This is a genomic window from Bradyrhizobium sp. USDA 4341 (assembly GCF_054063755.1).
Genome location: NZ_JBSSGO010000002.1, coordinates 3748247 through 3773323 on the forward strand (window position 1 = coordinate 3748247; position 25077 = coordinate 3773323).

Annotated in this window: 24 protein-coding genes; 19 read left to right on the forward strand and 5 right to left on the reverse strand. The window is 64.4% G+C overall.

What is annotated here, in order from left to right; all coding sequences use genetic code 11:
* The first annotated feature begins 108 nt into the window (after positions 1-108).
* Genes ACVIGB_RS23750 through ACVIGB_RS23760 form a run of 3 tightly spaced genes read left to right on the forward strand, consistent with a single transcriptional unit; the run spans position 109 to position 2777 of the window.
* Complete coding sequence (locus ACVIGB_RS23750; RefSeq protein WP_409334648.1) at positions 109-657, forward strand: MarR family winged helix-turn-helix transcriptional regulator; 549 nt, start codon at positions 109-111, stop codon at positions 655-657.
* Between the two features lie 2 nt (positions 658-659).
* Positions 660-1382 carry a response regulator gene (locus tag ACVIGB_RS23755; RefSeq protein ID WP_171948219.1) on the forward strand — a complete coding sequence of 241 codons (723 nt, stop codon included), beginning with the start codon at positions 660-662 and terminating at the stop codon, positions 1380-1382.
* Between the two features lie 9 nt (positions 1383-1391).
* A complete protein-coding gene (locus ACVIGB_RS23760; protein ID WP_092124106.1) occupies positions 1392-2777 on the forward strand; it encodes an ATP-binding protein in 1386 nt (461 codons plus the stop codon).
* On the opposite strand, the gene ACVIGB_RS23765 is transcribed toward ACVIGB_RS23760, so the two are convergent.
* From ACVIGB_RS23765 to ACVIGB_RS23775, 3 genes are all read right to left on the reverse strand, one after another.
* The gene (locus tag ACVIGB_RS23765) at positions 2778-5078 is read right to left on the reverse strand and encodes a TonB-dependent siderophore receptor (protein WP_456720811.1); all 2301 of its coding nucleotides are present in this window, start codon (positions 5076-5078) and stop codon (positions 2778-2780) included.
* 671 nt (positions 5079-5749) lie between these two features.
* A complete protein-coding gene (locus tag ACVIGB_RS23770) occupies positions 5750-6280 on the reverse strand; it encodes a DUF3617 domain-containing protein (RefSeq protein WP_092124104.1) in 531 nt (176 codons plus the stop codon).
* Positions 6281-6323: 43 nt separating this feature from the next.
* Positions 6324-6623 (reverse strand): hypothetical protein, encoded by a 300-nt coding sequence (locus tag ACVIGB_RS23775; protein ID WP_456720810.1) that lies wholly within the window; start codon positions 6621-6623, stop codon positions 6324-6326.
* A 166-nt stretch (positions 6624-6789) separates the two neighbouring features.
* On the opposite strand from ACVIGB_RS23775, the gene ACVIGB_RS23780 reads away from it, so the two are divergent.
* The 4 genes from ACVIGB_RS23780 to ACVIGB_RS23795 all read left to right on the forward strand — a co-directional run bounded on the left by ACVIGB_RS23780 (position 6790) and on the right by ACVIGB_RS23795 (position 9579).
* Positions 6790-7284, forward strand: a complete 495-nt coding sequence (locus tag ACVIGB_RS23780; RefSeq protein ID WP_456720809.1) for a hypothetical protein — start codon at positions 6790-6792, stop codon at positions 7282-7284.
* 178 nt (positions 7285-7462) lie between these two features.
* Positions 7463-8086: a ribonuclease T2 family protein gene (locus ACVIGB_RS23785; protein WP_456725087.1), complete on the forward strand. Its 624-nt coding sequence runs from the start codon at positions 7463-7465 to the stop codon at positions 8084-8086.
* A 159-nt stretch (positions 8087-8245) separates the two neighbouring features.
* Complete coding sequence (locus tag ACVIGB_RS23790; protein ID WP_456720808.1) at positions 8246-9106, forward strand: 23S rRNA (adenine(2030)-N(6))-methyltransferase RlmJ; 861 nt, start codon at positions 8246-8248, stop codon at positions 9104-9106.
* Between the two features lie 260 nt (positions 9107-9366).
* Positions 9367-9579 (forward strand): cold-shock protein, encoded by a 213-nt coding sequence (locus tag ACVIGB_RS23795; protein ID WP_016844477.1) that lies wholly within the window; start codon positions 9367-9369, stop codon positions 9577-9579.
* Positions 9580-9851: 272 nt separating this feature from the next.
* Here the strand turns inward: ACVIGB_RS23795 and ACVIGB_RS23800 are convergent, their stop codons facing one another.
* On the reverse strand, positions 9852-10475 hold the full coding sequence (locus ACVIGB_RS23800) for an outer membrane protein (protein WP_456720807.1): 624 nt from the start codon (positions 10473-10475) through the stop codon (positions 9852-9854).
* Positions 10476-10739: 264 nt separating this feature from the next.
* Here ACVIGB_RS23800 and uvrC point away from each other — a divergent pair, with 264 nt between their 5' ends.
* The 7 genes from uvrC (at position 10740) to ACVIGB_RS23835 (ending at position 17791) form a co-directional block, all read left to right on the forward strand.
* Positions 10740-12938, forward strand: coding sequence for an excinuclease ABC subunit UvrC (gene uvrC / locus ACVIGB_RS23805; protein WP_456749221.1), 2199 nt, complete (start codon positions 10740-10742; stop codon positions 12936-12938).
* Positions 12939-13035: 97 nt separating this feature from the next.
* The gene (gene pgsA / locus ACVIGB_RS23810) at positions 13036-13650 is read left to right on the forward strand and encodes a CDP-diacylglycerol--glycerol-3-phosphate 3-phosphatidyltransferase (protein WP_016844474.1); all 615 of its coding nucleotides are present in this window, start codon (positions 13036-13038) and stop codon (positions 13648-13650) included.
* On the forward strand, positions 13647-13898 hold the full coding sequence (moaD, locus tag ACVIGB_RS23815; protein WP_176529284.1) for a molybdopterin converting factor subunit 1: 252 nt from the start codon (positions 13647-13649) through the stop codon (positions 13896-13898). Before pgsA ends, moaD begins: the two co-directional genes overlap by 4 nt.
* An 8-nt stretch (positions 13899-13906) precedes the next feature.
* Positions 13907-14374 carry a molybdenum cofactor biosynthesis protein MoaE gene (locus ACVIGB_RS23820; RefSeq protein ID WP_456720805.1) on the forward strand — a complete coding sequence of 156 codons (468 nt, stop codon included), beginning with the start codon at positions 13907-13909 and terminating at the stop codon, positions 14372-14374.
* On the forward strand, positions 14374-15333 hold the full coding sequence (gene prmB / locus ACVIGB_RS23825; RefSeq protein ID WP_456720804.1) for a 50S ribosomal protein L3 N(5)-glutamine methyltransferase: 960 nt from the start codon (positions 14374-14376) through the stop codon (positions 15331-15333). The genes ACVIGB_RS23820 and prmB overlap by 1 nt, the downstream gene beginning before the upstream one ends.
* A 175-nt stretch (positions 15334-15508) precedes the next feature.
* Positions 15509-16921 carry an EAL domain-containing protein gene (locus ACVIGB_RS23830; RefSeq protein ID WP_456720803.1) on the forward strand — a complete coding sequence of 471 codons (1413 nt, stop codon included), beginning with the start codon at positions 15509-15511 and terminating at the stop codon, positions 16919-16921.
* A 15-nt stretch (positions 16922-16936) separates the two neighbouring features.
* Positions 16937-17791, forward strand: coding sequence for a TIGR01459 family HAD-type hydrolase (locus ACVIGB_RS23835; RefSeq protein ID WP_092124093.1), 855 nt, complete (start codon positions 16937-16939; stop codon positions 17789-17791).
* Between the two features lie 308 nt (positions 17792-18099).
* Here ACVIGB_RS23835 and ACVIGB_RS23840 read toward each other — a convergent pair whose 3' ends face one another.
* On the reverse strand, positions 18100-18495 hold the full coding sequence (locus tag ACVIGB_RS23840; protein ID WP_016844467.1) for a response regulator: 396 nt from the start codon (positions 18493-18495) through the stop codon (positions 18100-18102).
* A 214-nt stretch (positions 18496-18709) separates the two neighbouring features.
* Here ACVIGB_RS23840 and ACVIGB_RS23845 point away from each other — a divergent pair, with 214 nt between their 5' ends.
* From ACVIGB_RS23845 to ACVIGB_RS23865, 5 genes are all read left to right on the forward strand, one after another.
* A complete protein-coding gene (locus ACVIGB_RS23845) occupies positions 18710-19693 on the forward strand; it encodes a bifunctional riboflavin kinase/FAD synthetase (RefSeq protein ID WP_456720802.1) in 984 nt (327 codons plus the stop codon).
* Positions 19694-19710: 17 nt separating this feature from the next.
* Complete coding sequence (locus tag ACVIGB_RS23850) at positions 19711-20238, forward strand: sugar O-acetyltransferase (protein WP_092124091.1); 528 nt, start codon at positions 19711-19713, stop codon at positions 20236-20238.
* Between the two features lie 213 nt (positions 20239-20451).
* Positions 20452-23469 carry an isoleucine--tRNA ligase gene (ileS, locus tag ACVIGB_RS23855; RefSeq protein WP_456720801.1) on the forward strand — a complete coding sequence of 1006 codons (3018 nt, stop codon included), beginning with the start codon at positions 20452-20454 and terminating at the stop codon, positions 23467-23469.
* A gap of 185 nt (positions 23470-23654) precedes the next feature.
* Positions 23655-24152 (forward strand): signal peptidase II, encoded by a 498-nt coding sequence (lspA, locus tag ACVIGB_RS23860; protein ID WP_456725086.1) that lies wholly within the window; start codon positions 23655-23657, stop codon positions 24150-24152.
* A 100-nt stretch (positions 24153-24252) separates the two neighbouring features.
* Positions 24253-24984 (forward strand): hypothetical protein, encoded by a 732-nt coding sequence (locus ACVIGB_RS23865; protein ID WP_456720800.1) that lies wholly within the window; start codon positions 24253-24255, stop codon positions 24982-24984.
* Positions 24985-25077: the final 93 nt, after the last annotated feature.

The following is a 25077-nucleotide window of genomic DNA, read 5'->3' on the forward strand; positions in this document are numbered from 1 at the left end:
CCGCCTCACAGGCTTTTTCAGGCCGCCTCAAACGCTGTCGGGAACGGAACGATCTAATGTTTCGTCGTGACAGGCAGTTTTGTAACATTGAACCCAAGATACGTCAATATGACTGACATAAATATCTCAGGCATGGCTGCCAAGCCCGATTCGCAGGGAGATGATCACGCTCCTGCGGCGGGCGGCCGCGACCTGCGCTGGGACATCATCGAGCTCTTGTTCTTCGCCTACCGCGACTTTGTCGGCGACGCCGACCAGGAACTGGAGGCGTTCGGCTTCGGCCGCGCCCACCACCGCGTCATCCACTTCGTCACCCGCTATCCCGGCTTGAAGGTCGCCGACCTGCTCGACGTCCTGCGCATCACCAAGCAGTCGCTCGGACGCGTGCTCAAGCAACTGCTGGACGAAGGCTACATCGTGCAGAAGACCGGCAACAACGACCGCCGGCAGCGCCTGCTCTACGCAACGCCGAAGGGCGAGGCGCTGGTCGCCAAGCTCGCAGGGCTGCAGACCGACCGCATCAACCGCGCGATCGCCGGCATCGATCCGGCCGGCGTCGAGACGGTTCGCCAATTCCTCCGCGCGATGATCGACCGCGATGATCCCGACAAGGTGCTCGAAGCGATCTTCGGCGGCGGCAGAAAAACAAGGGAGTGAACCTGGTGCAGGCTGCAACCCTGGTGCGCACGCCGGTCGAGCCGGCCGACGATGCGCCGCATCTCCTGCTGGTCGACGACGACCGGCGCATTCGCGACCTGTTGTCGCGCTTTCTCTCCGGCGAAGGCTATCGCGTCACGACGGCGATGAGCGCCACCGACGCGCGCGCCAAGCTGCTCGGGCTGCATTTCGACCTGCTGATCCTCGACGTGATGATGCCCGGCGAGAACGGCTTCGATCTCGCCCGCTTCATCCGCACCTCCTCGACGGTGCCGATCATCATGCTGACCGCCCGCCATGAGGCGGAAGCCCGCATCGAGGGCCTGCAGATCGGCGCCGACGACTATGTCGCCAAGCCGTTCGAGCCGCGCGAGCTGGTGCTGCGCATCGGCAATATCCTCAAGCGCACCGCGCCGCCGCAAGTCACGGTGGTCGAACAGATCGCGTTCGGCCCCTACATCTTCCACATCGAACGCAGCGAGCTGCGCCAGGGCGAGGAGATCATCCATCTCACCGACCGCGAGCGCGAAATGCTGCGTATCCTCGCAAGCGCCCCCGGCGAGACCGTGCCGCGCGGCGAACTGACCAGCGGCGGCACCGTCAATGAACGCGCGGTCGACGTCCAGATCAACCGCCTGCGCCGCAAGATCGAGCACGATCCCGCCAATCCGCTGTTCCTGCAGGCGGTACGCGGCATCGGCTATCGCCTGGTCGCCTCGCCGTAAGATGCAGCCATGAGCACGCTCGACACCGGCCTGACCCTGATCAAGAACGCCTCGCAGCGCGTCTCGAAGGCCAATGGCTGGATGGGCAATGCGTTCAAGAGCTGGATGCCGACCGGCCTCTATGCGCGCGCGCTCCTGATCATGATCGTGCCGATGGTGATCCTGCAGACCGTGGTCGCATTCGTGTTCATGGAGCGGCACTGGAACACGGTGACGCGCCGCCTGTCCGCCGCGGTGGTATCCGACATCGCCGCGCTGATCGACGTCTACAAGATTTATCCGCAGGACAAGGACCGCGCGCAGCTGCGCGGCATCGCCCAGAAGCTGCAGCTCGTGGTCGACTTCCTCCCCGCCGGCGACATGCCGCCGCCGGGACCGAAGCCGTTCTTCTCGCTGCTCGACCAGACCCTGTCGGTGCAGCTCGGCCGCCAGATCAGCCGTCCGTTCTGGATCGACACCGTCGGCAAGTCCAACGTGGTCGAGATCCGCGTCCAGCTCGACGATTCCGTGATGCGTATCTTCGCCCAGCGCAGCGCGGCCTACGCCTCCAACTCGGAGATCTTCATCTTCTGGATGGTCGGCACCTCGTCGATCCTGTTGATCGTCGCCGTACTGTTCCTGCGCAACCAGATCAAGCCGATCCTCAGACTGGCCGATGCTGCCGAAAGCTTCGGCAAGGGCCGCGAGGCACCGAACTTCCGGCCGCGCGGTGCGCGCGAGGTGCGACGCGCGGCACAGGCCTTTATCGAGATGAAGGCGCGCGTCGAGCGTTCGATCGAGCAGCGCACCGCGATGCTCGCCGGCGTATCGCATGATTTGCGCACCATCCTGACCCGCTTCAAGCTCGAACTCGCCTTGATCGGCGAAGGCCCCGAGATCGACGCGATGCGCAAGGACGTCGACGAGATGTCGATGATGCTGGAGGATTACCTTGCCTTCGCGCGCGGCGATTCCGGCGAGGTCGCGCAACCGACCGACATGGCGATGGCGCTGGAGGAATTGCGCAGCGACGCCGAACGCCACGGCCACACCGCGACCGTCGCGTTCCACGGCCTGCCCGTCGTCACGGTGAAACCGGCCTCGTTCAAGCGCTGCCTCGCCAACCTCGTTTCCAACGCGGCGCGCCACGCCAACACGATCTCGATCACCGGCCAGCGCGACCATCGCTATCTCAACATCACGGTCGACGACGACGGCCCCGGCATCCCCGCCGACATGCGCGAGGAAGTGTTCAAGCCCTTCCTGCGGCTCGACGACGCCCGCAACCAGGACGAAGGCGGCAGCGGCCTCGGACTTGCGATCGCCCGCGACATCGCCCGCTCGCATGGCGGCGACATCATGCTCGGCGAAAGCCCGATGGGCGGCCTGCGCGCGGCGGTGCGGGTGCCGGTCTAGCTACCAGCGGTAAGACAAGGTGCCGATCACCTGACGCCGCTCGCCGGCATAGCAGTAGCCGGACTGGCAGGTCTGGTAGTGCGTGTCGAACAGATTGGTCGCGTTCAAGCGCGCGGTGGCGCCGAGCAATCGCCGATCCAGCTTGCCGAGATCGTAGTCGATCACGGCATCGAACAACGTTCTTGCCGCATTCTGGAACGTGTTCTGGTCGTTGCCGAAGTTGGTCCCGATATAACGGACACCGAGGCCAAGCCCGAGCCCTTCGACGGGGACGCCGGACTGGAACGTGTATTTGCCGAAGGCCGCGAAGGAATTCTTCGGAATCCCGGAGAGCTCATTGCCGGTCGTATCCGGATTGCCCTGCGTGATCACGACGTTGAGATGGGTGTAGGCAGCGGTGAGATCAAATCCCTGCTTGAGCGCCAGCTTCGCCTCGAGCTCCACGCCCTTCGATTCGACCTGCCCGGTTGCCGCCTGGAAGGCCATGTTGCTGGGATCGGTGCGCAGCACATTGTCCTGCGTGATGTCGAACACCGCGGCGGTCAACAGCACCGGCACCTGCGGCATCTGGTACTTGATGCCGATCTCTTTCTGCTCGCCGGTGGTCGGCCTGAACGGCGATCCCGATGCGTCGACGCCGACCTGCGGGGCGAACGCCGTCGCGTAGCTGACATAAGGCGCAATGCCATTGTCGAAGACGTAAGCGAGGCCCGCACGGCCCGTGAAGGCGGTCGCCTTCTGCGTTGACGGCACGCCGTCCAGGCCTGCGGTCGTCGTCTGCGAGACCCAGCTCTGGCGGCCATTGAGCGTCAGAATGAAGCCGCCGAGCCTGGCCTGCTCCTGCGCATAGACCCCGACCTCGTCGGTCGACTGCTTGTTGAAGATCGAGAATGCCGGCGACGCGATCGCCTGGGCACCGTAATTCATCGTCAGCAGATTGAGATCGGGAGCCGGCCCATAGCCGATCTTGTCGTTGTAGGAGGAATGCCCGTAGTCGACGCCGAACAGCGCCGTGTTCTTGATCGCGCCGAGCATGAACCTGGCTTCGGCCTGGTTGTCGAGGGTCACGGTATTGAAGCTATCCAGGATCCGCCAGGCGGACCGCGACGCAAGATTGGTGCTGCTGTCGATGGAATCGATCTGGGTGTATTTGGCGTCGGTGTCGACCTGATAGAAGCGGAAGTTCTGCCGCACCGTCCAGACGTCGTCGACATTGTGCTCGAACGCGTAACCGATGCGATATTGCTTCTGATCCATGGCGCTGAAGGCCGGATCATTCGAATAGATGTTGGTCAATTTTCCGTCGGGCGTGCGGAAGTTACCGATGCTCGCGGCGGTTCGGCTGCTTTGATACTCGCTGAGGATCGTGAAGGACGTATCGACGTCGGGCCGCCAGGTCAGCGCAGGCGCGATATAGGTGCGATCGTCGTCGTTGCCGGGATACCAGGTCTTCGCGTCACGAAGCAGACCCGTCAGCCGGTAATACAGCTGATCGCTGCCGGGCACCGGACCACCGATGTCGAAGCTGCCCTGGTAACGATCATAATTGCCGCCCTGCAGCTGTACCTCACCGAATGTGGTCAACGGCGGCCGCTTGGTGGTGACATCCACGATGCCGCCCGGAGAGCCGAGGCCGTAGAGACCCGAGGCCGGTCCACGGAGGATCGACACGCTGTCGAGACCGTATGGCTCGATCTTGGGAATGGCGAAGTTGCCGCCGCCCTGGCGCAGGCCGTCGCGATAGATCCCCGCATAGGTCGCATCGAAGCCGCGGATGTAGAAACTATCGAACCGGGGATCATAGCCGAACGCCGTGGTCGTGACGCCGGGCGTGTAATTGACGGCGTCCTTGAGCGTCTGAACGTTACGATCCCTGAGCTCCTTTTGCGTGACGACCGAAAGCGACTGCGGCGTCTCGATCAGTGCGGTGTTGGTCTTGGTGCCGGCCGTGCTGCCGGTCGCAACGTAACCGGTCGTTGTCCCGATCGTGCCGGCCGCACCTTGCGACCGCGGAGCCTGGCTCTGAGCAGGCGCCGCAGCAGTGCGGCGTCCGCTCACCACGGTGGTGCGCGAAGACCTGGTGTTCCGACTTGAAGCGACGGCGCTACGCTTCCTTGCAGCGCCAGGTTCATCCACCGTTACGGCTGGAAGCACGCTGACGTTGTTCCGCGGAGAGCTGGTTTGTGCCTGAGCGCTGGCGACGTTTGCGTCCATCGACACAAGCATGACCGAACCAAGAAGCGCTGCGTTGATCGCAGCCGTTGATGCAAGCAAGCTGCGCTTGCTCCGCGACGAAGCCATTCCCACCAAGCAATCCCCACACTTCCCCAGGCCGATCTTGATCGAGCCGCGTGCTCGTCATTGAGCGGGCTCGATTGGGGCGGACTTCTATCGGCGGGATGCGCGGAATTCCACACGCGCAAAATAGAATCCATTGAAGCGCGCGATGCACGACACTGGAACGATTCAAGATGCGCAACCCTGGAGCGATTCAAAAAGACATGTTGTCGCAGCAAGCTTTTCAGCACGAGGAATTCGCTGCACGTCGTCGCTCTCTCAGAGAGTCTCGAATGCGAGACACGCAGCGATCATTCAATGATGTTGATGTCGCCCTGCAATGCCGTCGTGCATTGCGCGTGGCCGCGACCAACACCTGACGTCTTGTTTGACATCCATTCTATTGAAGGTAAGAGGCCGGCGACCGCCGTGCGCCGAGACGCGCGCTTGGCGTCAACGTTCGGCGACAATGGTGAAGTGAATGCGCCGGCGTGACGGAGTCGGCGCACATGATCCAACGGCATCATTGCAAACTGACGGGGTCGCGCGAACGCACGCCCGATGACAGACAACGCAAGATCGCCTTGCAATCTTGTCGCGGGCTACTCGCAATGATGGTGGTGCAAAACGACACGCCTTCTCAACATGAGAGAGGGCGTGCTCAGGGCGCGCGGCGGCAATCGAATGCGATGCGCCTACTTCTGCTTGGGCAGGAGGCCCTTCAGCTTTTCCATATCCTTGACGTTCATCTTCATGCCGCCGGGCATGATGATGTCACCGGGCTTCTGGTCGCTCTTGCAGGCGCCGAGCCACTTCGCCTCGATGGTCATCGTGGTGTCGCGGGAGCCGGCCGCGCCGCCTTCCGCGTGCGAGCTGCTCTTGACCGTGTAGGCGGAATTGAAATCGCCGACGATCTCGGCATGGCTCTTCATCGACATGCCGGCGACGCTGCACACGCTGTCGCTGACATAGCCGGTCGCGGTCTTCTGGATGTCCTGCTTGGAGCAGACTTCCTTGGCCATCGGCGAGGCCGCCGCGCTCATCTCCTTGTCGGTGGTCTCGTCGGTGCAGTGCTGCATGGTGATTTCCGGCATCGGCCCGCCGGTGCGCACCATTTTCATCTCCCACAGACCGGCCTTGCGGATCGGCAGATCGACGGCGCTGGCGGCACCGGTGGACAGGACAAGGCAAACAGCAGAACCAAGCAAGGCAAGCTGTCGGGTCATGCGGTGAGCTCCCGGCTGAACGATCGAAGGATTTGGAGTGCGCTCAGTAGAGCGTGCGCACCGGCCTCTGGGCCGAACCGTAGGGCACCCAGCGGCAGGCAAACGAGAGGTAGCCACCCGGGTAGCGCTGCACCGCAAGGAACTTGACCACCTTGCCGTAGGAAGCGCAGTGATCGACGGCGAGCTGCCGCGCGTCGGTCTGGGCCGCCAGCGTATAGGCGATGATACCGCCGGTATCATTGCCCTTGAACGGCGGCACCGGCTGCATCCAGTCGGCTCGCGCCGGACCAACGGCCAGCATCCCGCAAACGGCAACCAGGCACGCAGCCAATTTCCTTCGCATCGCAGACTCCATTTCGCTTGCGACCAACATAGAGTGCGCCGGCGACCATGGAAAGAACGAGCCGGCTGCTGGAGGTGGACTTCTCCGCAGGTGTTGCCGCGCTGCACTTGACCTTGCCGGGGCTTCACGGCACCGTCCGCCGTATCTGATCATCGGGTGGATTCCCATGCGCAACCTGTTCAACTCCCCCAATAAACTCAGCCACTCGCTTGGCCTCGGCGCCGCGCTCGTGGTCGGCCTTCTGGCGTTCGGGGGCACGGCTCAGGCCGCCAATCCGTTCGAATTGAATTTCTGGCTGTCCGGCCCGCGCTATGACGGCAATGTGGCACCCTGCGAGAGGGCCCTGAACGTCATCAGCGATCAATTCCACGAAAAGGAAGCCACTTTCTGGAATTCGCCGCTCGTGATCACCGGTTTCAGCCGGATCCATGAGACCGCGTTCCGCCCCTGGCAGTCCGATAACATTCCGCGCCGCTATTGCTCGGGTGATGCGATGCTGAGCGACGGCAAGGTGCGCAAGGTGCACTATTCGATCATCGAGGACGGCGGCTTTGCCGGGATCAGCGATTCTCTCAGTCTCGAGCCGGGCGTCCAATGGTGTGTCGTCGGGCTCGACCGCAACTGGGCCTATAACCCGTCCTGCAAGGCCGCCCGGCCCTGATCTCCGACCAGTTCGGTCAAAACGGAAGCCGCCGCCATCCAGACGGCGGCTTTTTGTTCTTGAAATGTTCTAGCGGCCTGCTAGGTTCTGAACGGTCGCGTGAGGGGAGCGTTTGATGCCTCGGTTGGTCACAATTTCCCGATTTCTGATTTCAATTGCCTTTGTTCTGTGTGGTGCGATGGGGGCCTCGGCCCAGGATCGCCGGCAGAATGCGCCCGGTGAGTTCGATTTCTATGTGCTGTCGCTGTCGTGGTCGCCCTCGTTCTGCGAGGCGGCGAGCGAGCGCGGCAACAACGGCCGCGGCACCCAGGCGCAGTGCGGCGGACGGCCATACTCGTTCGTGGTGCACGGGCTGTGGCCGCAATATGAGCGGGGCTTTCCGGAATACTGCCAGCGGCCCTCGCCCCGCCTCGCCCGCAACATCATGACCGCGATGCTCGACCTGATGCCGGCGCCCGGGCTGATCTACAACGAGTGGGACAAGCACGGCACCTGCTCCGGCCTCGGCGAACGCGCCTATTTCGAAGCCATTCGCAAGGCCCGCGCCGCGGTGAAGATCCCCGAGGAATTCCTGCAATTGACGGAGCCGAAGACGATCGCGCCCGACGAGTTGGAGACGGCGTTCATCAAGGCCAATCCGGGGCTCAGCAACTCCGCGATCTCGGTGACCTGCGACAGCAAGCGGCTCAGCGAGGTGCGGATCTGCCTCAGCAAGGATCTGCAATTCCGTTCCTGCGAGGAGATCGATCGCCGCGCCTGCCGCCGCGATCAGGTGCTGATGCCGCCGGTTCGCGGCGGCTGAAGTCTCGTCCGCGTCAGGGCCGGGCAAACGCGCGTTGTCGCGCCGAGTGTCCCGGCCATGGACGCCATCACGAAACTAACGAGATAAGGCACGATGCCCGGGACAGGCCGGGCATGACGCAGTACAACATGCGCACCCTCTGGAGCGCAGCGTCATCGCATGAACTATCGTCACGCCTTTCATGCCGGCAGCTTTGCCGACGTCATCAAGCACATCGTGCTGGTGCGCATGCTCACCTACCTGCAGGAGAAGCAGGCGCCGTTCCGCGTCATCGACACCCATGCCGGCGCCGGCCTCTATGATTTGACGTCGAGCGAAGCGCAGCGCGGCGGCGAATGGCTGACCGGCATCGCGCGACTGATGCAGGCGCGGCTGTCCGACAAGGCGTTGCCGCTGATCTCGCCCTATCTCGACATCGTCAGGGCATTCAATCCGAGAGGCGAGTTGAAAGCCTATCCCGGCTCACCGTTGATCGCGCGGGCGATGCTGCGTCCGCAAGACCGCATGACGGCCTGCGAGATCGAGCCCGTGGCGCGCAAGCAATTGATCGATGCATTGCGACGCGATGCGCAGGCGCGCGTCGTCGATCTCGACGGCTGGATGGCGCTGCCCGCATTCGTGCCGCCGAACGAACGACGCGGCCTGGTGCTGATCGATCCGCCATTCGAAGCGAAGGACGAGTTCGAGCGGCTGGCGAGTGCCTTCACCGAAGCATTCGCGAAGTGGCCGACCGGCACGTATCTTTTGTGGTACCCCGTAAAAACCCGGAGAGCTACCGACGAGCTCGCGCGCAGCGTGGCTGCAGCAACAGCAAGCAGTCGGCCCGCGGGCAAATGCTTGCGTTTGGAATTCAGTGTGGCGCCGCAAGAAACCGGCGCAGGCCTCGTTTCGACCGGCCTTTTGATAGTGAATCCGCCGTGGACGCTGGCGAGCGAGCTGAAGATCATCCTGCCCGAACTTGAGAGACCGCTTGGTCAAGGCGGCGCCGGACGCTTCAGACTCGAAACGCCTAAACCTTGATCGGTAGCACCCACTGAAAAGTTCTATTTGAGCATAGGCAACGCGCGCGGAACCGTATTATGCTCATCCTGTTACGACTGGCTTTACGTTCCGCTTCCGCGAATGGTTGCGGCGGAGTGACAAGGCCGAAATAAAATCCAGGCAGACCGGTGGCGTGACGCCGGCCTGTTCAGGTGGCCAAGCTTCCGACAAGCGAATGTCGGTCAACCGCTACGCGGCGTGCGCGTAGCGGTGGAGCAATACGGGGGAGGAGTTTCCCGATGGCCATGACTGGGACAGTCAAGTTCTTCAACGGAGAGCGTGGCTACGGCTTCATCAAGCCTGATGATGGCGGCCGCGATGTGTTCGTTCACATCACAGCTGTCGAGCGTGCAGGATTGAAGGACCTGACTGAAGGACAGCGCATTACGTTCGAGGTTGAACCCGACAAGAAGGGCAAGGGCCCGAAGGCGGTCAACCTGGTGGTTTCATGATGAGCGCGCAGTGCGTGGCTCGTGATGAACGGCGAATGAAGCGTTGCGTGTGAGTTGACTGCCGGGCGCGTGGCTCGCGCTCGCTGCACGACCACCTGCATGATGCGGACGCGATTGACGGTGCCCGCATATCCGGTGCGTGCGGCCGTCCGACTGGTTTCGCGGACGCCGCGGCGTTCATGTGGCCGCGCGTGATATCGACGTGCTCGGCACAAGAAAAACCCGGCCGCGCGAGGCGCGGCCGGGAGTTGATGTCAGACGTTTTCTTGTTCTCAGAAGTGATAGTTGATGCCGGCGCGAACTAGGCTGAAGCTGTAGCCATTCGACGCGCCGCCGGTGATCGTGAAGTTGCTGTTGGCGAGATCGACGTAGAGGTATTCGATCTTGGCGCTCCAGTTCGGGGCAAAGCCCATTTCGGCACCGGCGCCGACGGTGAAGCCCGCATTGGTATGCGACTCCGATATGCCAAACGTCTCGCCGCGCAGTTCGCCGAAGGCGAGACCGCCGGTCGCGTAGAACAGCACGTTGTTGACCGCATAGCCGACGCGGCCGCGCACGGTGCCGAACCACGGGTTGGAATACTTCCAGGGCGCGAACCGATCGTCGGCAGTGGTGCCCTGGATATCGGCCTCGATGCCGAACACCCACGGCGAGCCGTTCTGGAAATTGTAGCCGGCCTGCACGCCGCCGACGAAACCGGACGGCTTGGTCGGGTTGTTCTCGACCGAACCCCAGCCGTAGCCGACGTTGCCGCCGAGATAGGGCCCGGCCCAGCTGTAGGCATTGAGCGGCTGATAGACGGTATAGGGCGAGCCGTAGTTGAGGTCGGCCGACGCCGCAGAAGTCGTCCAGCCTGCGACGATCAGTGCCAGCGCACGCGCAACAAACCGGGTCATGGGTACTCTCCACACGCAACTGCCGCAGCCCGCAGGCCCAGGGCCGGCGTGGTTACGGAATTCCACTTTTTTCGCTAAGGTTTATCGAGAGTTTTAAGTTAAAGGGTTGTTAAGCCCGGTTAGCGGCCCGCTCATCAGTCTTAACAATGTGTTACCGACCCGCCCCGGCCGGCCGCGCTGGGCCAGTAACGCCCTGCAATCGGGTTCTTTTTCCTGCGCCGCCAGCGCTGGCGACCGGCCGCCCAAGCGCTTAATTTACGGCCCATGGTTCACGATTCTCCCGAGCGACCGACGCCGGCCCCCAAGACCGACCCCGAGGCTGATCCCAAGGCGCGGCGCAGTGCAAAGTCCGATCTGCCTCAGGACGACCTGACGCTCGACACGAGCGACGTCGATCCGGAAACCTCCGCCCCCGAGGAGGAGGATGACGCACGTCTTCCCGAGGCATCGGAGGACGCCACCGAGACAATCGCCGAGGGGACGCTCTCGATCGGGCATGAGGCGATCGAGAATGCGGTGCGCCTCGCCCCGACCTCGCCCGGCGTCTACCGCATGCTCAACGCCGCCAACGACGTGCTCTATGTCGGCAAGGCGAAGAACGTCAAAAAGCGGCTGTCGTCCTATGCGCGGGCCAACGCGCCGCTGCCGGCGCGCATCCTGCGCATGATCGCGGCGACCACGCATATCGAGATCGTCTCGACCACGACCGAGACCGAGGCGCTGCTGCTCGAAGCCAATCTGATCAAGCAGCTCCGGCCGCGCTTCAACGTGCAGCTGCGCGACGACAAGTCGTTTCCCTATATTCTGATCACCGGCGACCATTGGGCGCCGCAGATTCTCAAGCATCGCGGCGCGCAGTCGCGGCCCGGACGTTATTTCGGCCCGTTCGCCAACGCAGGCGCGGTCAACCGCACCATCACGGCGCTGCAGCGCGCGTTCCTGATCCGCTCCTGCACCGACGGCTTCTTCGAGAGCCGCAGCCGGCCCTGCCTGCTCTATCAGATCAAGCGCTGTGCCGGCCCCTGCACGCGCGAGATCGATTTCCCAGGCTATGGCGAACTGGTGCGCGAGGCGACCGAATTCCTTTCCGGCCGCAGCCACGCCGTGAAGCAATTGCTCGCGGCCGAGATGGAGAAGGCCTCCGGCGAACTCGAATTCGAGACCGCGGCGCTGTACCGCGACCGCCTCGCGGCGCTGTCGGCGATCCAGTCGCAGCAGGGCATCAACCCGCGCACCGTCGAAGAGGCCGATGTGTTCGCGATCCACCAGGAAGGCGGCTATTCCTGCGTCGAGGTGTTCTTCTTCCGCACCGGCCAGAACTGGGGCAATCGCGCCTATTTCCCGCGCGCGGAAAAGAGCTTCACGCCCGAGGAGGTGCTGTCCTCATTCCTTGCGCAATTCTACGACGACAAGCCGCCGCCGAAGCTGATCCTGCTGTCGCACGAGATCGAGGAAAGCGCGTTGCTCGCCGACGCGCTGTCGGTGAAGGCCGGATCCAAGGTCGAGGTCTCCGTGCCCAAGCGCGGCGAGAAGAAGGAATTGATCGGCCACGCGCTCACCAACGCGCGCGAGGCGCTCGGCCGCAAGCTCGCCGATACCGCGACGCAAAGCCGGCTGCTGGAGGGCATGGTCACGACGCTCGGCCTGCCGCATACGCCCAAGCGCATCGAGGTCTACGACAACAGCCACATCCAGGGCACCAACGCGGTCGGCGCGATGATCGTGGCGGGACCCGACGGGTTCATGAAGAACCAGTACCGCAAGTTCAACATCAAGTCCGAAGGGCTGACGCCCGGCGACGATTACGGGATGATGCGCGAGGTGCTGGAGCGCCGTTTCAAGCGGCTGCTGAAGCCACCGGAGGGCGAAGCCAGCAAGGCAAGGGACAAGGCGGACGACGAGTCGTTCCCGCAATGGCCCGATCTCGTCATCATCGACGGCGGCCGCGGCCAGCTCAACGCAGTCCGGCAGATTTTCGAGAATCTCGGGCTGACCCAGGTCTCGCTGATGGCGGTGGCCAAGGGGCCGGAGCGCGATGCGGGGCGCGAAACCCTGTTCATGCCGGACCGCGAGGCCATCAAGCTGGAGCCACGCGACCCGGTGCTCTATTTCATCCAGCGGCTGCGCGACGAGGCCCACCGCTTCGTGATCGGCTCGCACCGCAAGCTGCGCAAAAAGGACATCCGCGAGGCCGGGTTGCAGGAGATCCCGGGCATCGGCCCGTCGCGCAAACGTGCCTTGCTGCACCACTTCGGAACGCTCAAGGAGATCGAGCGGGCCTCGATCGCCGACCTCGGCAAGGTTCCCGGCGTCAGTGCCGAGAGTGCCCGCAAGATTTTCGAGTTTTTCCACGCCCCAGCCGGGTTAAACCAAAGGCGAGTCATCAGGGCGTCGCCTGCGACAGGGCATCTAGGGCATGATGCGGAAAAGTGGCAAGCAACGTTCCGAAAAGAACATGCATAAACAAGGGGCTAAGGTGCCATGACGATTCAGCCTAATCTCGCCGTGCTTTGGCGCCCGCACGGTTGACCTTCTGGCTTCAGCGGTATTGGTAGAACGGATGAACATCGCGACGACCCGGGGACAGACCAAGACCATGTCCCTCCCGAATATCCTCACCTACGCCCGGATCGCCGCGATTCCGGTGGTGATCGGCTGCGTCTACTGGCAATCGATCCTGGACGGCCCGTTGTGGCTGCGCTGGGTGGCGCTGGCCGTGTTCATTGCGGCCGGGATCACCGACTATCTCGACGGCTATTACGCCCGGATGTGGGACCAGCAGTCCGCCTTCGGCCGGATGCTCGATCCCATTGCCGACAAGCTCCTGGTGGCCTCCAGCCTGCTGATGCTGGCCGCCGACAATTCGATCCATGGCTGGACGCTGTGGGCGGCGATCGTGATCCTGTGCCGCGAGATCCTGGTCTCGGGCCTGCGCGAATATCTCGCGGGCCTGCGGGTCAGCGTTCCCGTCACCAAGCTTGCGAAATGGAAGACCACGATCCAGCTGGTGGCGATCGGCTTCTTGATCGCCGGCGAAGCGGGCGAGCAGGTGTTCCCGGCGACCACCCTGATCGGCATCGTGCTGCTGTGGATGTCGGCGATCTTCACGATCTACACCGGCTGGGACTACTTCCGTGCCGGCATCCATCACCTCATCAAGGAGGATGAGGGATGAAGCTGAAATATTTCGCCTGGGTGCGTGAACGCATCGGCAAGGCCGAAGAGATCGTCGAGCCGCCGGCCGAGGTGCGCACGGTCGGCGAGCTGATCGGCTGGCTTGCCGCGCGCGACGACGGCTACGCCCATGCCTTCGAGAAGCCCACGGTGATCCGCGCCGCGATTGACCATGCCCATGTCAAACCGGACGCTGCGATCTCCGGCGCCCGCGAGATCGCATTCTTTCCGCCGATGACCGGCGGTTAGATCTTCCTATGGCTATCGCAGCGACCATCCGGATCCAGGAAGCCGACTTCGACGTCGCGCAGGAGATCGCAGCCTTAAGCAAGGGCCGCACCGATGTCGGCGCGGTCGTCAGCTTCAGCGGCATCTGCCGCGGCAGCGAACAGGGCGAGCCGATCGCCGCGCTGACGCTCGAACATTACCCGGGCATGGCGGAGGCCGAGATTGCACGCCACGCCGACGAGGCGCTGGCGCGCTGGCCGTTGCAGGGCCTCACCATCATCCACCGCTTCGGCCGCATCGCGCCGGGCGAGAACATCGTGCTGGTCGTGACCGCCTCGGCGCACCGGCAGGCCGCGTTCGAGGCAGCCGAGTTCCTGATGGACTATCTCAAGACCAACGCACCGTTCTGGAAGCGTGAGGAAAGCGCGCGCGGCACGAGCTGGATCGAGGCGCAGGACCATGACGACGCGGCCGCCGCGCGCTGGACCAAATCCTGATGGCGAAGCGCAGCAAAGTGCCGGCCAGGCGCAACCCCGCCGCGCCGAAAGCGCCGAAGGTCGGCGCCGGCGAGCTTCACACCCTGTTCGATTTCCTGCGCTACGCGGTCAGCCGCTTCAACGCGGCCAAGCTCGTGTTCGCGCACGGCACCACCGATCCGGTGGCCGAGGCCGCGTTCCTGATCTGCGAGACGCTGCATTTGCATCCCGACCAGTTCGAGACCTTCGCGACCGCGCGCGTCACGACCGCCGAAGGCAAGCAGATCCTCGATTTGATCGAGCGGCGGATCGCGACGCGAAAGCCCGCCGCCTATCTCGTCAACAAGGTCTACATGCGCGGCCTGCCGTTCTATGTCGACGAGCGCACCATCGTGCCGCGCTCCTTCATCGGCGAATTGCTGGACTCGCATTTCGGCGGCGACGAGGACGGCACCTCGCTGATCGGCGATCCCGCCGACGTCGAGGGCGTGCTCGACCTCTGCACCGGCTCCGGCTGCCTTGCGATCCTGGCCGCCCGGCATTTCGCCAACGCTGCGGTCGACGCGGTGGATATTTCAAAGGATGCGCTGGAAGTCGCCGCGCGCAACGTCGCCGACCACGGCCTCGACGATCGCCTAGCGCTCTATCGCGGCGACCTGTTCAAGCCGCTCGGCGACAAGCGCTACGACCTCATCATCTCGAACCCGCCCTATGTCGATGCTAGAGGCATGGCCGCGCTGCCGCGCGAATGCCGCGCCGAGCCGAAGATCGCATTCGACGGCGGCACTGACGGGCTCGATATCGTCCGCCGCCTGCTCGATGAGGCCAAGCGACATCTGACCCCGCAAGGCGGGCTACTCTGCGAGATCGGCCGCGGCCGCGACAATCTCGAGGCCGCCTATCCCAACCTGCCGCTGCTCTGGCTCGACACCGAGGACTCCGAGGGCGAGGTGTTCTGGATCGCTGCCGCCGACCTCTGACGGACGCGCCGCGGCCGGCTCCGGTCGATTACGAGCCCGACTTCGAGGCCGGCCAAGACGAAGCGAAAATCGTGTGCAGTTCCAGCCGGTTCGGAAGATCGCTGGCCCGTCGAATCAACAATGGTGCTAAGCTTGCGCTCCGGGGACGTTCGGAGAGAGGGCGCGGGCGCGCGACATGATTCGCATTTCGACGATCTTCATCGCCATCTGCATGGTGCTGGTCGCAGCTTCGCTCGGCTTCGTCCTGTATTCGGTGGCGGGCATCAGCGGATCGGAATCGGCGATCGTGGCGCTCACCGCCCTCACCTGCCTGATCCTCTACAACGCCGTCTCGATGCGGTTGCGCGACCGCAGCGATGTCGGCGGCCAGATCGCGGATCTGTCGCGCGGCACCGCCGACCTCGCCCGCCAGGTCGCCGAATTCGGCCGCCGGCTGGCCGCGGTCGAAGGCCGCGTCGCCTCGGCGAACTCCACCGGCGCCGACCGGATCCAGGGCATGGCCGGCGAGATCAACGAACTTGGCGGCCTGGTGCGGCAGCTTGCAGCGTCCGTCGCCCATCATGAGGACGTGCTGGCGGCAGCTCCGGTGGCGCAGCCGGTCGCCCCGCCGCGCGACGATCTGCTGCAACCGGTCCCGCCGGCTCCGACCGTCGTGTTTGCGCCCGCGCCGCCGGCTGCGCCCCCATCGCCGATCTCACGCAGCCAGACCCAGCTCATTGCCGCCGTCAGGCACGCCATCGACGATAACCGCCTCGACATCTACCTGCAGCCGATGGTGACGCTGCCGCAGCGCAAGGTGCGCTACTACGAGGCGGTGACACGGCTGCGCGACGAGCGCGACCAGGTCCTTGCCGCCGACGATTTCATCGAAGCGGCCGAGGTCGGCGGCCTGATCGGCCGCATCGACCACATGGTGATGCTTCGCTGCGTCCAGGTGCTGCGCCGCCTGATGATCCGCAGCAAGGATGTCGGCGTGTTCTGCAACGTCTCGGCCGCGACGCTGTCCAGCCCGCAGCACTTCACCCAGTGTCTCGACTTCCTCGAGGCCAACCGCGCGCTGGCCCCATCCTTCGTGCTCGAGTTCAAGCAGGCGACCTTCCGCAATCTCGGCCCGGTCGAAAGCGAGAATCTCGCAGCGCTGTCGCAGCGCGGCTACCGGTTCTCGATCGATCACGTCAGCGACCTCCGCCTCGAGCCGCGCGAGCTCGCCGATCGCGGCGTCCGCTTCATCAAGGTGCCGGCCGCGCTGCTGCTCGACGCCAGGCAGAGCGCGACCAGCGATATCGATCCCTCCGATCTGTCCGACCTGCTCGGCCGCTACGGCATCGACCTGATCGCCGAACGGATCGAGGGCGAGCGCTCGGTGGTCGACCTGCTCGACTACGATGTCCGGTTCGGCCAGGGCTTCCTGTTCGCCCCGCCGCGGCCGTTGCGGCCGGAAGGGGCATCTGCTACCGCCGAGGCTCCGCAGACCAAGCCCCAGGACCTCAATGGCGCCGGCACTTCCGCACCCGTCTCCAGCCCCGCAGCGCCACCGCGCACGACCGGCAGCGCCGCATTGGCGCGCCGCGCGCTCGGGCCCAACTGACCGGCAGTTCGCATCATGACATCGTTGCGTTTCGTGGAGCGGCTGCGCGACCTCACTGGCGACGTCGACGTGGTGCTGTCGGACATCTGGGGCGTCGTGCACAACGGGCTTGAATCCTTTCCCGAAGCCTGCGAGGCGCTGCACACCTTCCGCCAGCAGGGCGGCACCGTCATCCTGATCACCAACGCGCCGCGTCCGGCCGATTCCGTGCAGCGCCAGCTGCGCAAGCTCGGCGTCGCCGACGAGACCTATGACGCGATCGTCTCCTCGGGCGACCTGACGCGCCATTTTGTTTCTGATCATCCCGGTCAGAAAATATTCTGGATCGGCCCGGAGCGCGACAGCTCGATCCATCGCGGCCTCGACGCCACATTGGTGCCGCTGGAGCAGGCCGACTACATCATCTGCACCGGCCTGTTCGACGACGAGACCGAATCCGCCGAGGATTATCGGGACACGCTGCTCAAGGCGCTCGAGCGCAAGCTGACGCTGGTCTGCGCCAATCCGGACATCGTGGTCGAGCGCGGCGACCGGCTGATCTATTGCGCCGGCGCGATTGCCGAACTCTATCGCGAGCTCGGCGGCGAGGCGGTCTTCTACGGCAAGCCGCACCGGCCGATCTACGAGCGCGCCATGGCGCTGGCCGCGGAACGCCGCGGGCGTCCGACCGAACTCAGCCGCGTGCTCGCGATCGGCGATTCCGTGCGCACCGACCTCACCGGCGCCCACGGCTTCGGCATCGATCTCCTGTTCGTCACCCGCGGTATCCATTCCGAGCAGTTCGAGGGCATCGAGCAGCTCGATCCCGCCTCGGTGAAGGAGTTATTCGGCCATCCGCCCCGTGCGCTGATGCGCGAGCTGAAGTGGTAGCGGCAAGCGACGCTGCGTTCCCTCCCCGCAAACAAACCATCGCAGGGCGCGTCACCAAAATATCGAAAACAACCCCATGCAAAGTAGCCGGCGGCGGCTGACGCTCGGCCAGCCAACTTGACACGTCGGGCAACTCAGCGATATTCTTCTAATATTCCGAAATCTTGCAGGCGCCTTCCCCCTTCGTCCCGCGAGCGGGGCGGGGTGAAGGGAAGCGCGATCAAACGCAAATGCCCGGGACATCTAGCGCGAAGACGCGCTTCTGCCCGGGCATGACGAGATCTTCAGTTGATGCGACGGACGGGCGCTTACGCGGTCGCCATGTCCGGGAAGACCGCCTCGATCTTGGTCTTCAGCGTCGCCGCGTTGAACGGCTTGACGATGTAGTTGTTCACGCCGGCCTTCTTGGCCGCAATCACGTTCTCGGTCTTGGATTCCGCCGTGATCATGATGAAGGGCGTGGTCGCGAGATTGGGATCGGCGCGGACTTCCTTGAGCAGGTCGTAGCCGGTCATCGGCTCCATGTTCCAGTCGGAAATCACCAGGCCATACTTCTTGCCGCGCATCTTGTTGAGCGCCGCAGAGCCGTCGGAGGCATCGTCGATATTTTCGAATCCAAGCTGCTTGAGAAGATTCCGGATGATGCGGATCATGGTGCTGTAATCATCAACCACCAGAACCGGCATGGACAAATCAACCGCCATCTTTCCCCCCAAAACCACTAACGCAACTTGGCTTCTGCACGAACGCAGCTTTCCGCCAACGACTAACAGCAGGCGTTAAACAGCGCGTTAACCGGCTGAATCCGGATTGTTACGGATTTGACGCGATTTTCGCTATGCTTGACTTCCACGCCGCCGCCGCGTCACGGTCCGGCCCGCAACAATCATGCTTAAGAATCCTTGAAGAATCCCTGACATGAGCACCGGCTTTACCGTTATCCGCGACAACACCCCCGAAAGCGCCATTCCGAAGGGCGCCGTGGTCGCGATGGGAAATTTCGACGGCGTCCATCTCGGTCACCGCGCCGTGATCGGCGCGGCGCTCGCGATGGGCAGAGCGCACGGCGTGCCCGCGCTCGCCGTGACCTTCGAACCGCATCCGCGCAGTTTCTTCAGCCCGAACACCCCGCAATTCCGCCTCACGGACGAGACCAACAAGCTGCGCCTGCTCGCGGCCACCGGGCTCGCGGGCGCCGTCGTCATGACCTTCGACAAGGCGCGCGCCGGGACCACGGCGCAGGACTTCATTCACCATGACCTGATCGGCCGGCTCGGCATCAGCGGGATTGCGGTCGGCTACGACTTCCATTTCGGCAAGGGCCGGGTCGGCTCGCCGAGCCTGCTCGTCAGCGAAGCGCCGCGGCTCGGCATCGAGGTCGATGTGCAGGCCCATGTCGACATCGAGGAACGCCCGGTCTCCTCCAGTGCCATCCGCATGGCGCTCGCCGAGGGGCAGGTCGACGATGCCACCACGATGCTGGGCGGACCGTGGTTCGTGACCGGCAAGGTCATCCATGGCGAGAAGCGCGGCCGCGACCTCGGTTACCCCACCGCCAACATCCGCCTCGACAAGCATTGCGGCTTGAAGCACGGCATCTATGCAGTGCGGGTCGGAAAGGCCCACGGAAACGACAAGGTGCGGTTCGACGGTGTCGCAAGCTTCGGACGCCGGCCGACCTTCGACAACGGCGCGCCGCTGCTCGAAGTGTTCCTGTTCGACTTCAAGGGCGATCTCTACGACACGGTGCTCGATGTCGCCTTCATCAGTTTCATTCGCGAAGAGCTGAAATTCGACACCATCGAGGCGTTGATACGCCAGATGGATGACGACAGCGCCAAGGCGCGCGCGGCATTGGCCGCAGCGCCGGACGCGTTCCCGCAGCTCGGAGTGATTGGTTGAAGACAGAGAAAGAGAAGATGCTGGCGGGCGAGCTCTATCGCCCCGATGCCGAGCTCGCCGCCGACCATACCGCGGCGGAACATTGGATGGCGCGTTACAACGCGTCAGGCGCATCGTCCGCAGCCGAGCTGCACGCCCTGCTCTCCGCGCGCTTCCGCAAGGTCGGCAAGGACGCCGTGATCCGTCCGCCGTTCTTCTGCGACTACGGCAGCAATATCAGCCTCGGCGACGGCGTGTTCCTCAACTTCAATTGCGTCATCCTCGACGTCGTCGAGGTCGTGATCGGCGATCGCACCCAGATCGGACCCGCGGTGCAGATCTATACCGCCGACCACCCGCGCGACGCCGCGACCCGGCGCGCCGGGCTTGAATTCGGCCGCCCGATCCGGATCGGCAGCGACGTCTGGATTGGCGGCGGTGCCATCATCCTGCCCGGCGTCACGATCGGCGACGGCGCCCTGGTCGGGGCCGGCAGCGTGGTGACGCGTGACGTCGCCCCCGGCGCGATCGTGGCAGGAAACCCGGCCCGGCCGCGGCAGGCATAGGACGGCCCCGCGGGGCTGGATTTGCCGGCGGCGGGGGCTTTGCGATTTCCCCGCTTGGCTGCTATGGAAAACCCATGTTTTCGCGGCGCATCATACGGATTAGCGGCCCGGCTTCCGCCTGAGCCTGAAGGCTCGGCGCAAGACCGGGACTTCGTCGTTTCACCCGCGATTGATCGCGTTTCCGCGCCCGCACCTGCCAAAATCAGAGCTTTTATGTCCGACAAGCCGCAAAAGACCGACGCCCAAAAGACTGACGTTAGGGACTATTCCAAGACCCTTTACCTGCCGCAGACGGAATTCCCGATGCGCGCCGGCCTGCCCCAGCGCGAGCCGGAAATCCTGAAATACTGGAACGACATCGGCCTCTACGACAGGCTCCGCCGGGAAGCCGAGGGCCGCGCCAAATTCGTGCTGCATGACGGCCCGCCCTACGCCAACGGCAACATCCATATCGGCCATGCGCTGAACAAGATCCTCAAGGACGTCGTGACCAAGAGCCAGCAGATGCTCGGCTTCGACTCCAACTACGTGCCGGGCTGGGATTGCCACGGCCTGCCGATCGAATGGAAGATCGAGGAGGAGAACTACCGCTCCAAGGGCAAGCAGAAGCCCGACTTCCGCGACTCCGCCGCGATGGTCGCGTTCCGCAGGGAATGCCGCGCCTATGCGACGCACTGGATCAACGTGCAGCGCGAGGAGTTCAAGCGGCTCGGCATCATCGGCGACTGGGACCACCCCTACGAGACGATGAGCTATCCGGCCGAGGCGCAGATCGCCCGCGAGCTGATGAAGTTTGCCGCCAACGGCACGCTCTATCGCGGCTCCAAGCCGGTGATGTGGAGCGTGGTCGAGAAGACCGCGCTTGCCGAAGCCGAGGTCGAATACGAGGACCACACCTCCGACATGGTGTGGGTGAAATTCCCGGTCACCTCGCCGGCGCACGGCGCGCTGGCCAATGCCTCGGTCGTGATCTGGACCACCACGCCGTGGACGCTGCCCGGCAACCGCGCGATCTCGTTCTCGCCGAAGATCGCCTACGGCCTCTACAAGGTCACGGACGCGCCCGCCGACAATTGGGCGAAGACCGGCGATCTCCTGATCCTGGCCGATGCGCTCGCCGCGGAAGTGTTCAAGCAGGCGCGCGTGACGTCCTATGAGAAGGTCCGCGATATTCCCGGCGACACGCTGGACGCCGTGGAATGCGCCCATCCGCTGCGCGGCTTCGGCGGCGGCTACGAATTCACCGTGCCGCTGCTCGCCGGCGAGCACGTCACCGACGACACCGGCACCGGCTTCGTGCACACCGCGCCGAGCCACGGCCGCGAGGACTTCGACGTCTGGACGGCCAACACCCGCGAGCTCGATGCGCGCGGCATCCCGACGGCGATCCCCTACACGGTCGACGAGAACGGCGCCTACACCGCGCAGGCGCCGGGCTTCATCGGCAAACGCGTGCTCAACGACAAGGGCGAGAAGGGCGATGCCAACGAGGCCGTGATCAAGGCGCTGATCGAGGCCGGCAAGCTGCTCGCGCGCGGCCGCCTCAAGCACCAATATCCGCATTCCTGGCGCTCCAAGAAGCCAGTGATCTTCCGCAATACGCCGCAATGGTTCATCGCGATGGACAAGGACATCGCGGAGGATGGCCATGCGAAGAAGGGCGACACGCTGCGCGCCCGCGCGCTGCACGCGATCTCGGTCACGCAGTGGGTGCCGCCGGCCGGTGAGAACCGCATCAACGGCATGATCGCCAACCGCCCCGACTGGGTGATCTCGCGCCAGCGCGCCTGGGGCGTGCCGATCGCCGTGTTCGTGCGCGAGAACAGCGACGGTTCGGCCGAGATCCTGCAGGACGAGGTCGTCAACCAGCGCATCACCGAGGCGTTCATGGAGGAAGGCGCCGACGCCTGGTACATGGACGGTGCTCGCGAACGCTTCCTCGGGAGCCGCGCGTCGGAAAACTGGAAGAAGGTCGACGACATCTGCGACGTCTGGTTCGATTCCGGCTCCACGCACGCCTTCGTGCTGGAAGACCGCCAGAACTTCCCGCAGCTCGGCAACATCGTCCGCAAGATCGATGGCGGCAACGACACCGTGATGTATCTCGAAGGGTCCGACCAGCATCGCGGCTGGTTCCACTCGTCGCTGCTGGAGAGCGCCGGCACGCGCGGCCGCGCGCCGTACGACATCGTGCTCACCCACGGTTTCACGCTCGACGAGAACGGCCGCAAGATGTCGAAGTCGCTCGGCAACACGGTCGAGCCGCAAAAGGTGATCAAGGATTCCGGCGCGGATATCCTGCGCCTGTGGGTCTGCGCCACCGACTATGCCGACGACCAGCGCATCGGTCCGGAGATCCTGAAGAACACCATCGAGACCTATCGCAAGCTACGCAACTCGATCCGCTGGATGCTCGGCACGCTGCACCATTTCAAGCCGAGCGAGAAGGTCGCCTTTGCCGAGATGCCCGAGCTCGAGCGGCTGATGCTGCACGAACTGGCCGGCCACACCGAGACTATCCGCAAGGCCTATGCGTCGTTCGACTACAAGACCGTGGTCGCAACTCTCGCGGCCTTCATGAACTCCGACCTGTCGGCGTTCTACTTCGACATCCGCAAGGACACGCTGTATTGCGACCCGCCGTCCTCGGTGGCGCGCAAGGCGGCGCTGACCACGATCGACCTGCTCTGCGACGCGATCCTGAAATGGCTGGCGCCGATCCTCAGCTTCACCACCGACGAAGCCTGGCGGATGTACCGGCCGAACGCCGAGCCCTCGGTGCATCTCACGCTGTTCCCCGAGGGTCTCGAGCAGTTCCGTGACGACGCGCTCGCCGCGAAGTGGGAGACGATCCGCAACGTCCGCCGCGTCGTCACCGGTGCGCTCGAGCTCGAGCGCGCCGCCAAGCGGATCGGCTCGTCGCTCGAGGCGTCGCCGGTGATCTACATCGCCGACCGACAGATGCTGGCAACGTTGTTCGACATCGATCTCGCCGAGGTCTGCATCACCTCGAACTACGAGGTGCGCGAGGGCGAGGCGCCGGCCAATGCCTTCCGCCTCGATGCCGTGCCCGGCGTCGCCGTGGTGGTCGAGAAGGCGATCGGCACCAAATGCGCACGCTCATGGAAGATCCTGCCGACGATCGGCGAGGATCCCGAATATCCCGACGTCTCGCCGCGCGACGCGCAAGCGCTGCGCGAATGGAAGGCGCTGGGGGTCAGCATCTCCTAACTCGCCGTCGTCCCGGCCTAGTGCGCAATTGCGCACGGGGGGCCGGGACCCATAACCACCGCTGTCTCGAATGGACGAAGGTTGATGACCCCGAGTCATTCAAACAATACCCGGCACGGCGTATGGATCCCGGCTCCGTGCGCAACGGCGCACTCGGCCGGGACGACGCCTTTGGTGGCAAGCCGATGACGCCTGCTGTCCGCACCGGCGTGATCACGGCGATCGCGACCCTGATCGCCGACCAGGCCTCCAAGCTCTGGCTGCTCTACGTCTTCGGCATTGCCCACCGCGGCGCGGTCGAGGTGACGCCGTTCTTCGACCTGGTGCTGGCCTGGAATCCCGGCATCAGCTTCGGCTGGTTTCAGAGCGAGACCCCGGCGGCCCAGATCCTGCTGATGGTGATCAAGGCCGCCGCCGTGATCGCGCTGGCGATCTGGATGGCGCGGTCGCGGACCTGGCTCGCGACGGTGTCGCTCGGCCTGATCATCGGCGGTGCGATCGGGAACGGGATCGACCGCTTCGCCTATGGCGCCGTGGTCGATTTTGCCCTGTTTCATATCGAGATCGGGGGAAAAACCTTCAATTGGTACATATTCAACCTCGCCGATGTGGCGATCGTTGCTGGCGTGGCGGCCCTATTGTATGATTCCGTCATGGGGACCCCCGCCGTAAAAGCGCCCTGATCCCGGCCGATACGAACCGGTCGGCGGCCGACCTGCACCCAGCGAAACTGTGCGCTAAGCCAGTGATCGCTTTGGTGAATTTTGAGATGGGAATAGCGCGATGCGCAACACCAAAGTCCGCGGTTACCTGATCGAGACGTCCCGGCTGCCGCTGATGCGCGGCCTGCGTCTGGCGTTCGTTGCGGCCGGGATCGGCCTGGTGATGACGGCCGGCCCGGTGCGTGCCGGCGACGATGAAGATGACGGCGATGACGGCCTGACCTTCGAAGAGCGGATCATCGACAATCTGATGACCGGGCTCGGCGCCAAGAGCGCCGCCAGCAAGGGCATCGATTATCGCGAGCGCTCGCCGCTGGTGGTGCCGCCGAAGCTCGACCTGCCGCCGCCTGCCACAGCCGCCCAGGTCAACGCACCGAACTGGCCGAAGGACCCCGATATCGCGGCGCGCAAGGCTGCGATCGCGGCGCGCAAGAAGGAAGTCAAGAAGGAGCCGTGGCAGTCAGCGGTGGCGTTGACGCCGGCCGAGATCGAGGCGGGCCGCAAGCAGCAGACGGCCACCGAGGGCCGCAGGGAGCCGCTCGAGCCGGGCACCAACACCAATCCGTCGCTGATGCCGAGCCAGCTCGGCTACAACGGTGGTCTGCTCGGCATCTTCAAGGGGAACAGCAGCGAGTCCAAGCCGTTCCCGGGCGAGCCGACGCGCGAATCCCTGACCGAGCCCCCTCCCGGCTACCAGACGCCGTCCTCGGGCTTTGACTATGGCACCGGCCCGATGAAGCCGAAGGTCAACGAGGGCCAATACGACGTCATGACCGGAAAGCCGATCCAGTGACGCTTGGCCTGTTTGGGCGAAGGCTGACATGAGCAAAGCTTAATGCGGAGGGACGTCCGTCTCTCCGCTTCGTGACGACTGGCACGGACTGCA

What these genes read in the sequence shown, in the direction of transcription:
- ACVIGB_RS23750 (WP_409334648.1), top strand. Translation starts at nt 109, where the DNA reads ATGACTGACATAAATATCTCAGGCATGGCTGCCAAGCCCGATTCGCAG.
- ACVIGB_RS23760 (WP_092124106.1), top strand. Translation starts at nt 1,392, where the DNA reads ATGAGCACGCTCGACACCGGCCTGACCCTGATCAAGAACGCCTCGCAG.
- ACVIGB_RS23765 (WP_456720811.1), bottom strand. Translation starts at nt 5,078, where the DNA reads ATGGCTTCGTCGCGGAGCAAGCGCAGCTTGCTTGCATCAACGGCTGCG.
- ACVIGB_RS23770 (WP_092124104.1), bottom strand. Translation starts at nt 6,280, where the DNA reads ATGACCCGACAGCTTGCCTTGCTTGGTTCTGCTGTTTGCCTTGTCCTG.
- ACVIGB_RS23775 (WP_456720810.1), bottom strand. Translation starts at nt 6,623, where the DNA reads ATGCGAAGGAAATTGGCTGCGTGCCTGGTTGCCGTTTGCGGGATGCTG.
- ACVIGB_RS23780 (WP_456720809.1), top strand. Translation starts at nt 6,790, where the DNA reads ATGCGCAACCTGTTCAACTCCCCCAATAAACTCAGCCACTCGCTTGGC.
- ACVIGB_RS23785 (WP_456725087.1), top strand. Translation starts at nt 7,463, where the DNA reads ATGGGGGCCTCGGCCCAGGATCGCCGGCAGAATGCGCCCGGTGAGTTC.
- ACVIGB_RS23790 (WP_456720808.1), top strand. Translation starts at nt 8,246, where the DNA reads ATGAACTATCGTCACGCCTTTCATGCCGGCAGCTTTGCCGACGTCATC.
- ACVIGB_RS23795 (WP_016844477.1), top strand. Translation starts at nt 9,367, where the DNA reads ATGGCCATGACTGGGACAGTCAAGTTCTTCAACGGAGAGCGTGGCTAC.
- ACVIGB_RS23800 (WP_456720807.1), bottom strand. Translation starts at nt 10,475, where the DNA reads ATGACCCGGTTTGTTGCGCGTGCGCTGGCACTGATCGTCGCAGGCTGG.
- uvrC (WP_456749221.1), top strand. Translation starts at nt 10,740, where the DNA reads ATGGTTCACGATTCTCCCGAGCGACCGACGCCGGCCCCCAAGACCGAC.
- pgsA (WP_016844474.1), top strand. Translation starts at nt 13,036, where the DNA reads ATGAACATCGCGACGACCCGGGGACAGACCAAGACCATGTCCCTCCCG.
- moaD (WP_176529284.1), top strand. Translation starts at nt 13,647, where the DNA reads ATGAAGCTGAAATATTTCGCCTGGGTGCGTGAACGCATCGGCAAGGCC.
- ACVIGB_RS23820 (WP_456720805.1), top strand. Translation starts at nt 13,907, where the DNA reads ATGGCTATCGCAGCGACCATCCGGATCCAGGAAGCCGACTTCGACGTC.
- prmB (WP_456720804.1), top strand. Translation starts at nt 14,374, where the DNA reads ATGGCGAAGCGCAGCAAAGTGCCGGCCAGGCGCAACCCCGCCGCGCCG.
- ACVIGB_RS23830 (WP_456720803.1), top strand. Translation starts at nt 15,509, where the DNA reads ATGATTCGCATTTCGACGATCTTCATCGCCATCTGCATGGTGCTGGTC.
- ACVIGB_RS23835 (WP_092124093.1), top strand. Translation starts at nt 16,937, where the DNA reads ATGACATCGTTGCGTTTCGTGGAGCGGCTGCGCGACCTCACTGGCGAC.
- ACVIGB_RS23840 (WP_016844467.1), bottom strand. Translation starts at nt 18,495, where the DNA reads ATGGCGGTTGATTTGTCCATGCCGGTTCTGGTGGTTGATGATTACAGC.
- ACVIGB_RS23845 (WP_456720802.1), top strand. Translation starts at nt 18,710, where the DNA reads ATGAGCACCGGCTTTACCGTTATCCGCGACAACACCCCCGAAAGCGCC.
- ACVIGB_RS23850 (WP_092124091.1), top strand. Translation starts at nt 19,711, where the DNA reads ATGCTGGCGGGCGAGCTCTATCGCCCCGATGCCGAGCTCGCCGCCGAC.
- ileS (WP_456720801.1), top strand. Translation starts at nt 20,452, where the DNA reads ATGTCCGACAAGCCGCAAAAGACCGACGCCCAAAAGACTGACGTTAGG.
- lspA (WP_456725086.1), top strand. Translation starts at nt 23,655, where the DNA reads ATGACGCCTGCTGTCCGCACCGGCGTGATCACGGCGATCGCGACCCTG.
- ACVIGB_RS23865 (WP_456720800.1), top strand. Translation starts at nt 24,253, where the DNA reads ATGCGCAACACCAAAGTCCGCGGTTACCTGATCGAGACGTCCCGGCTG.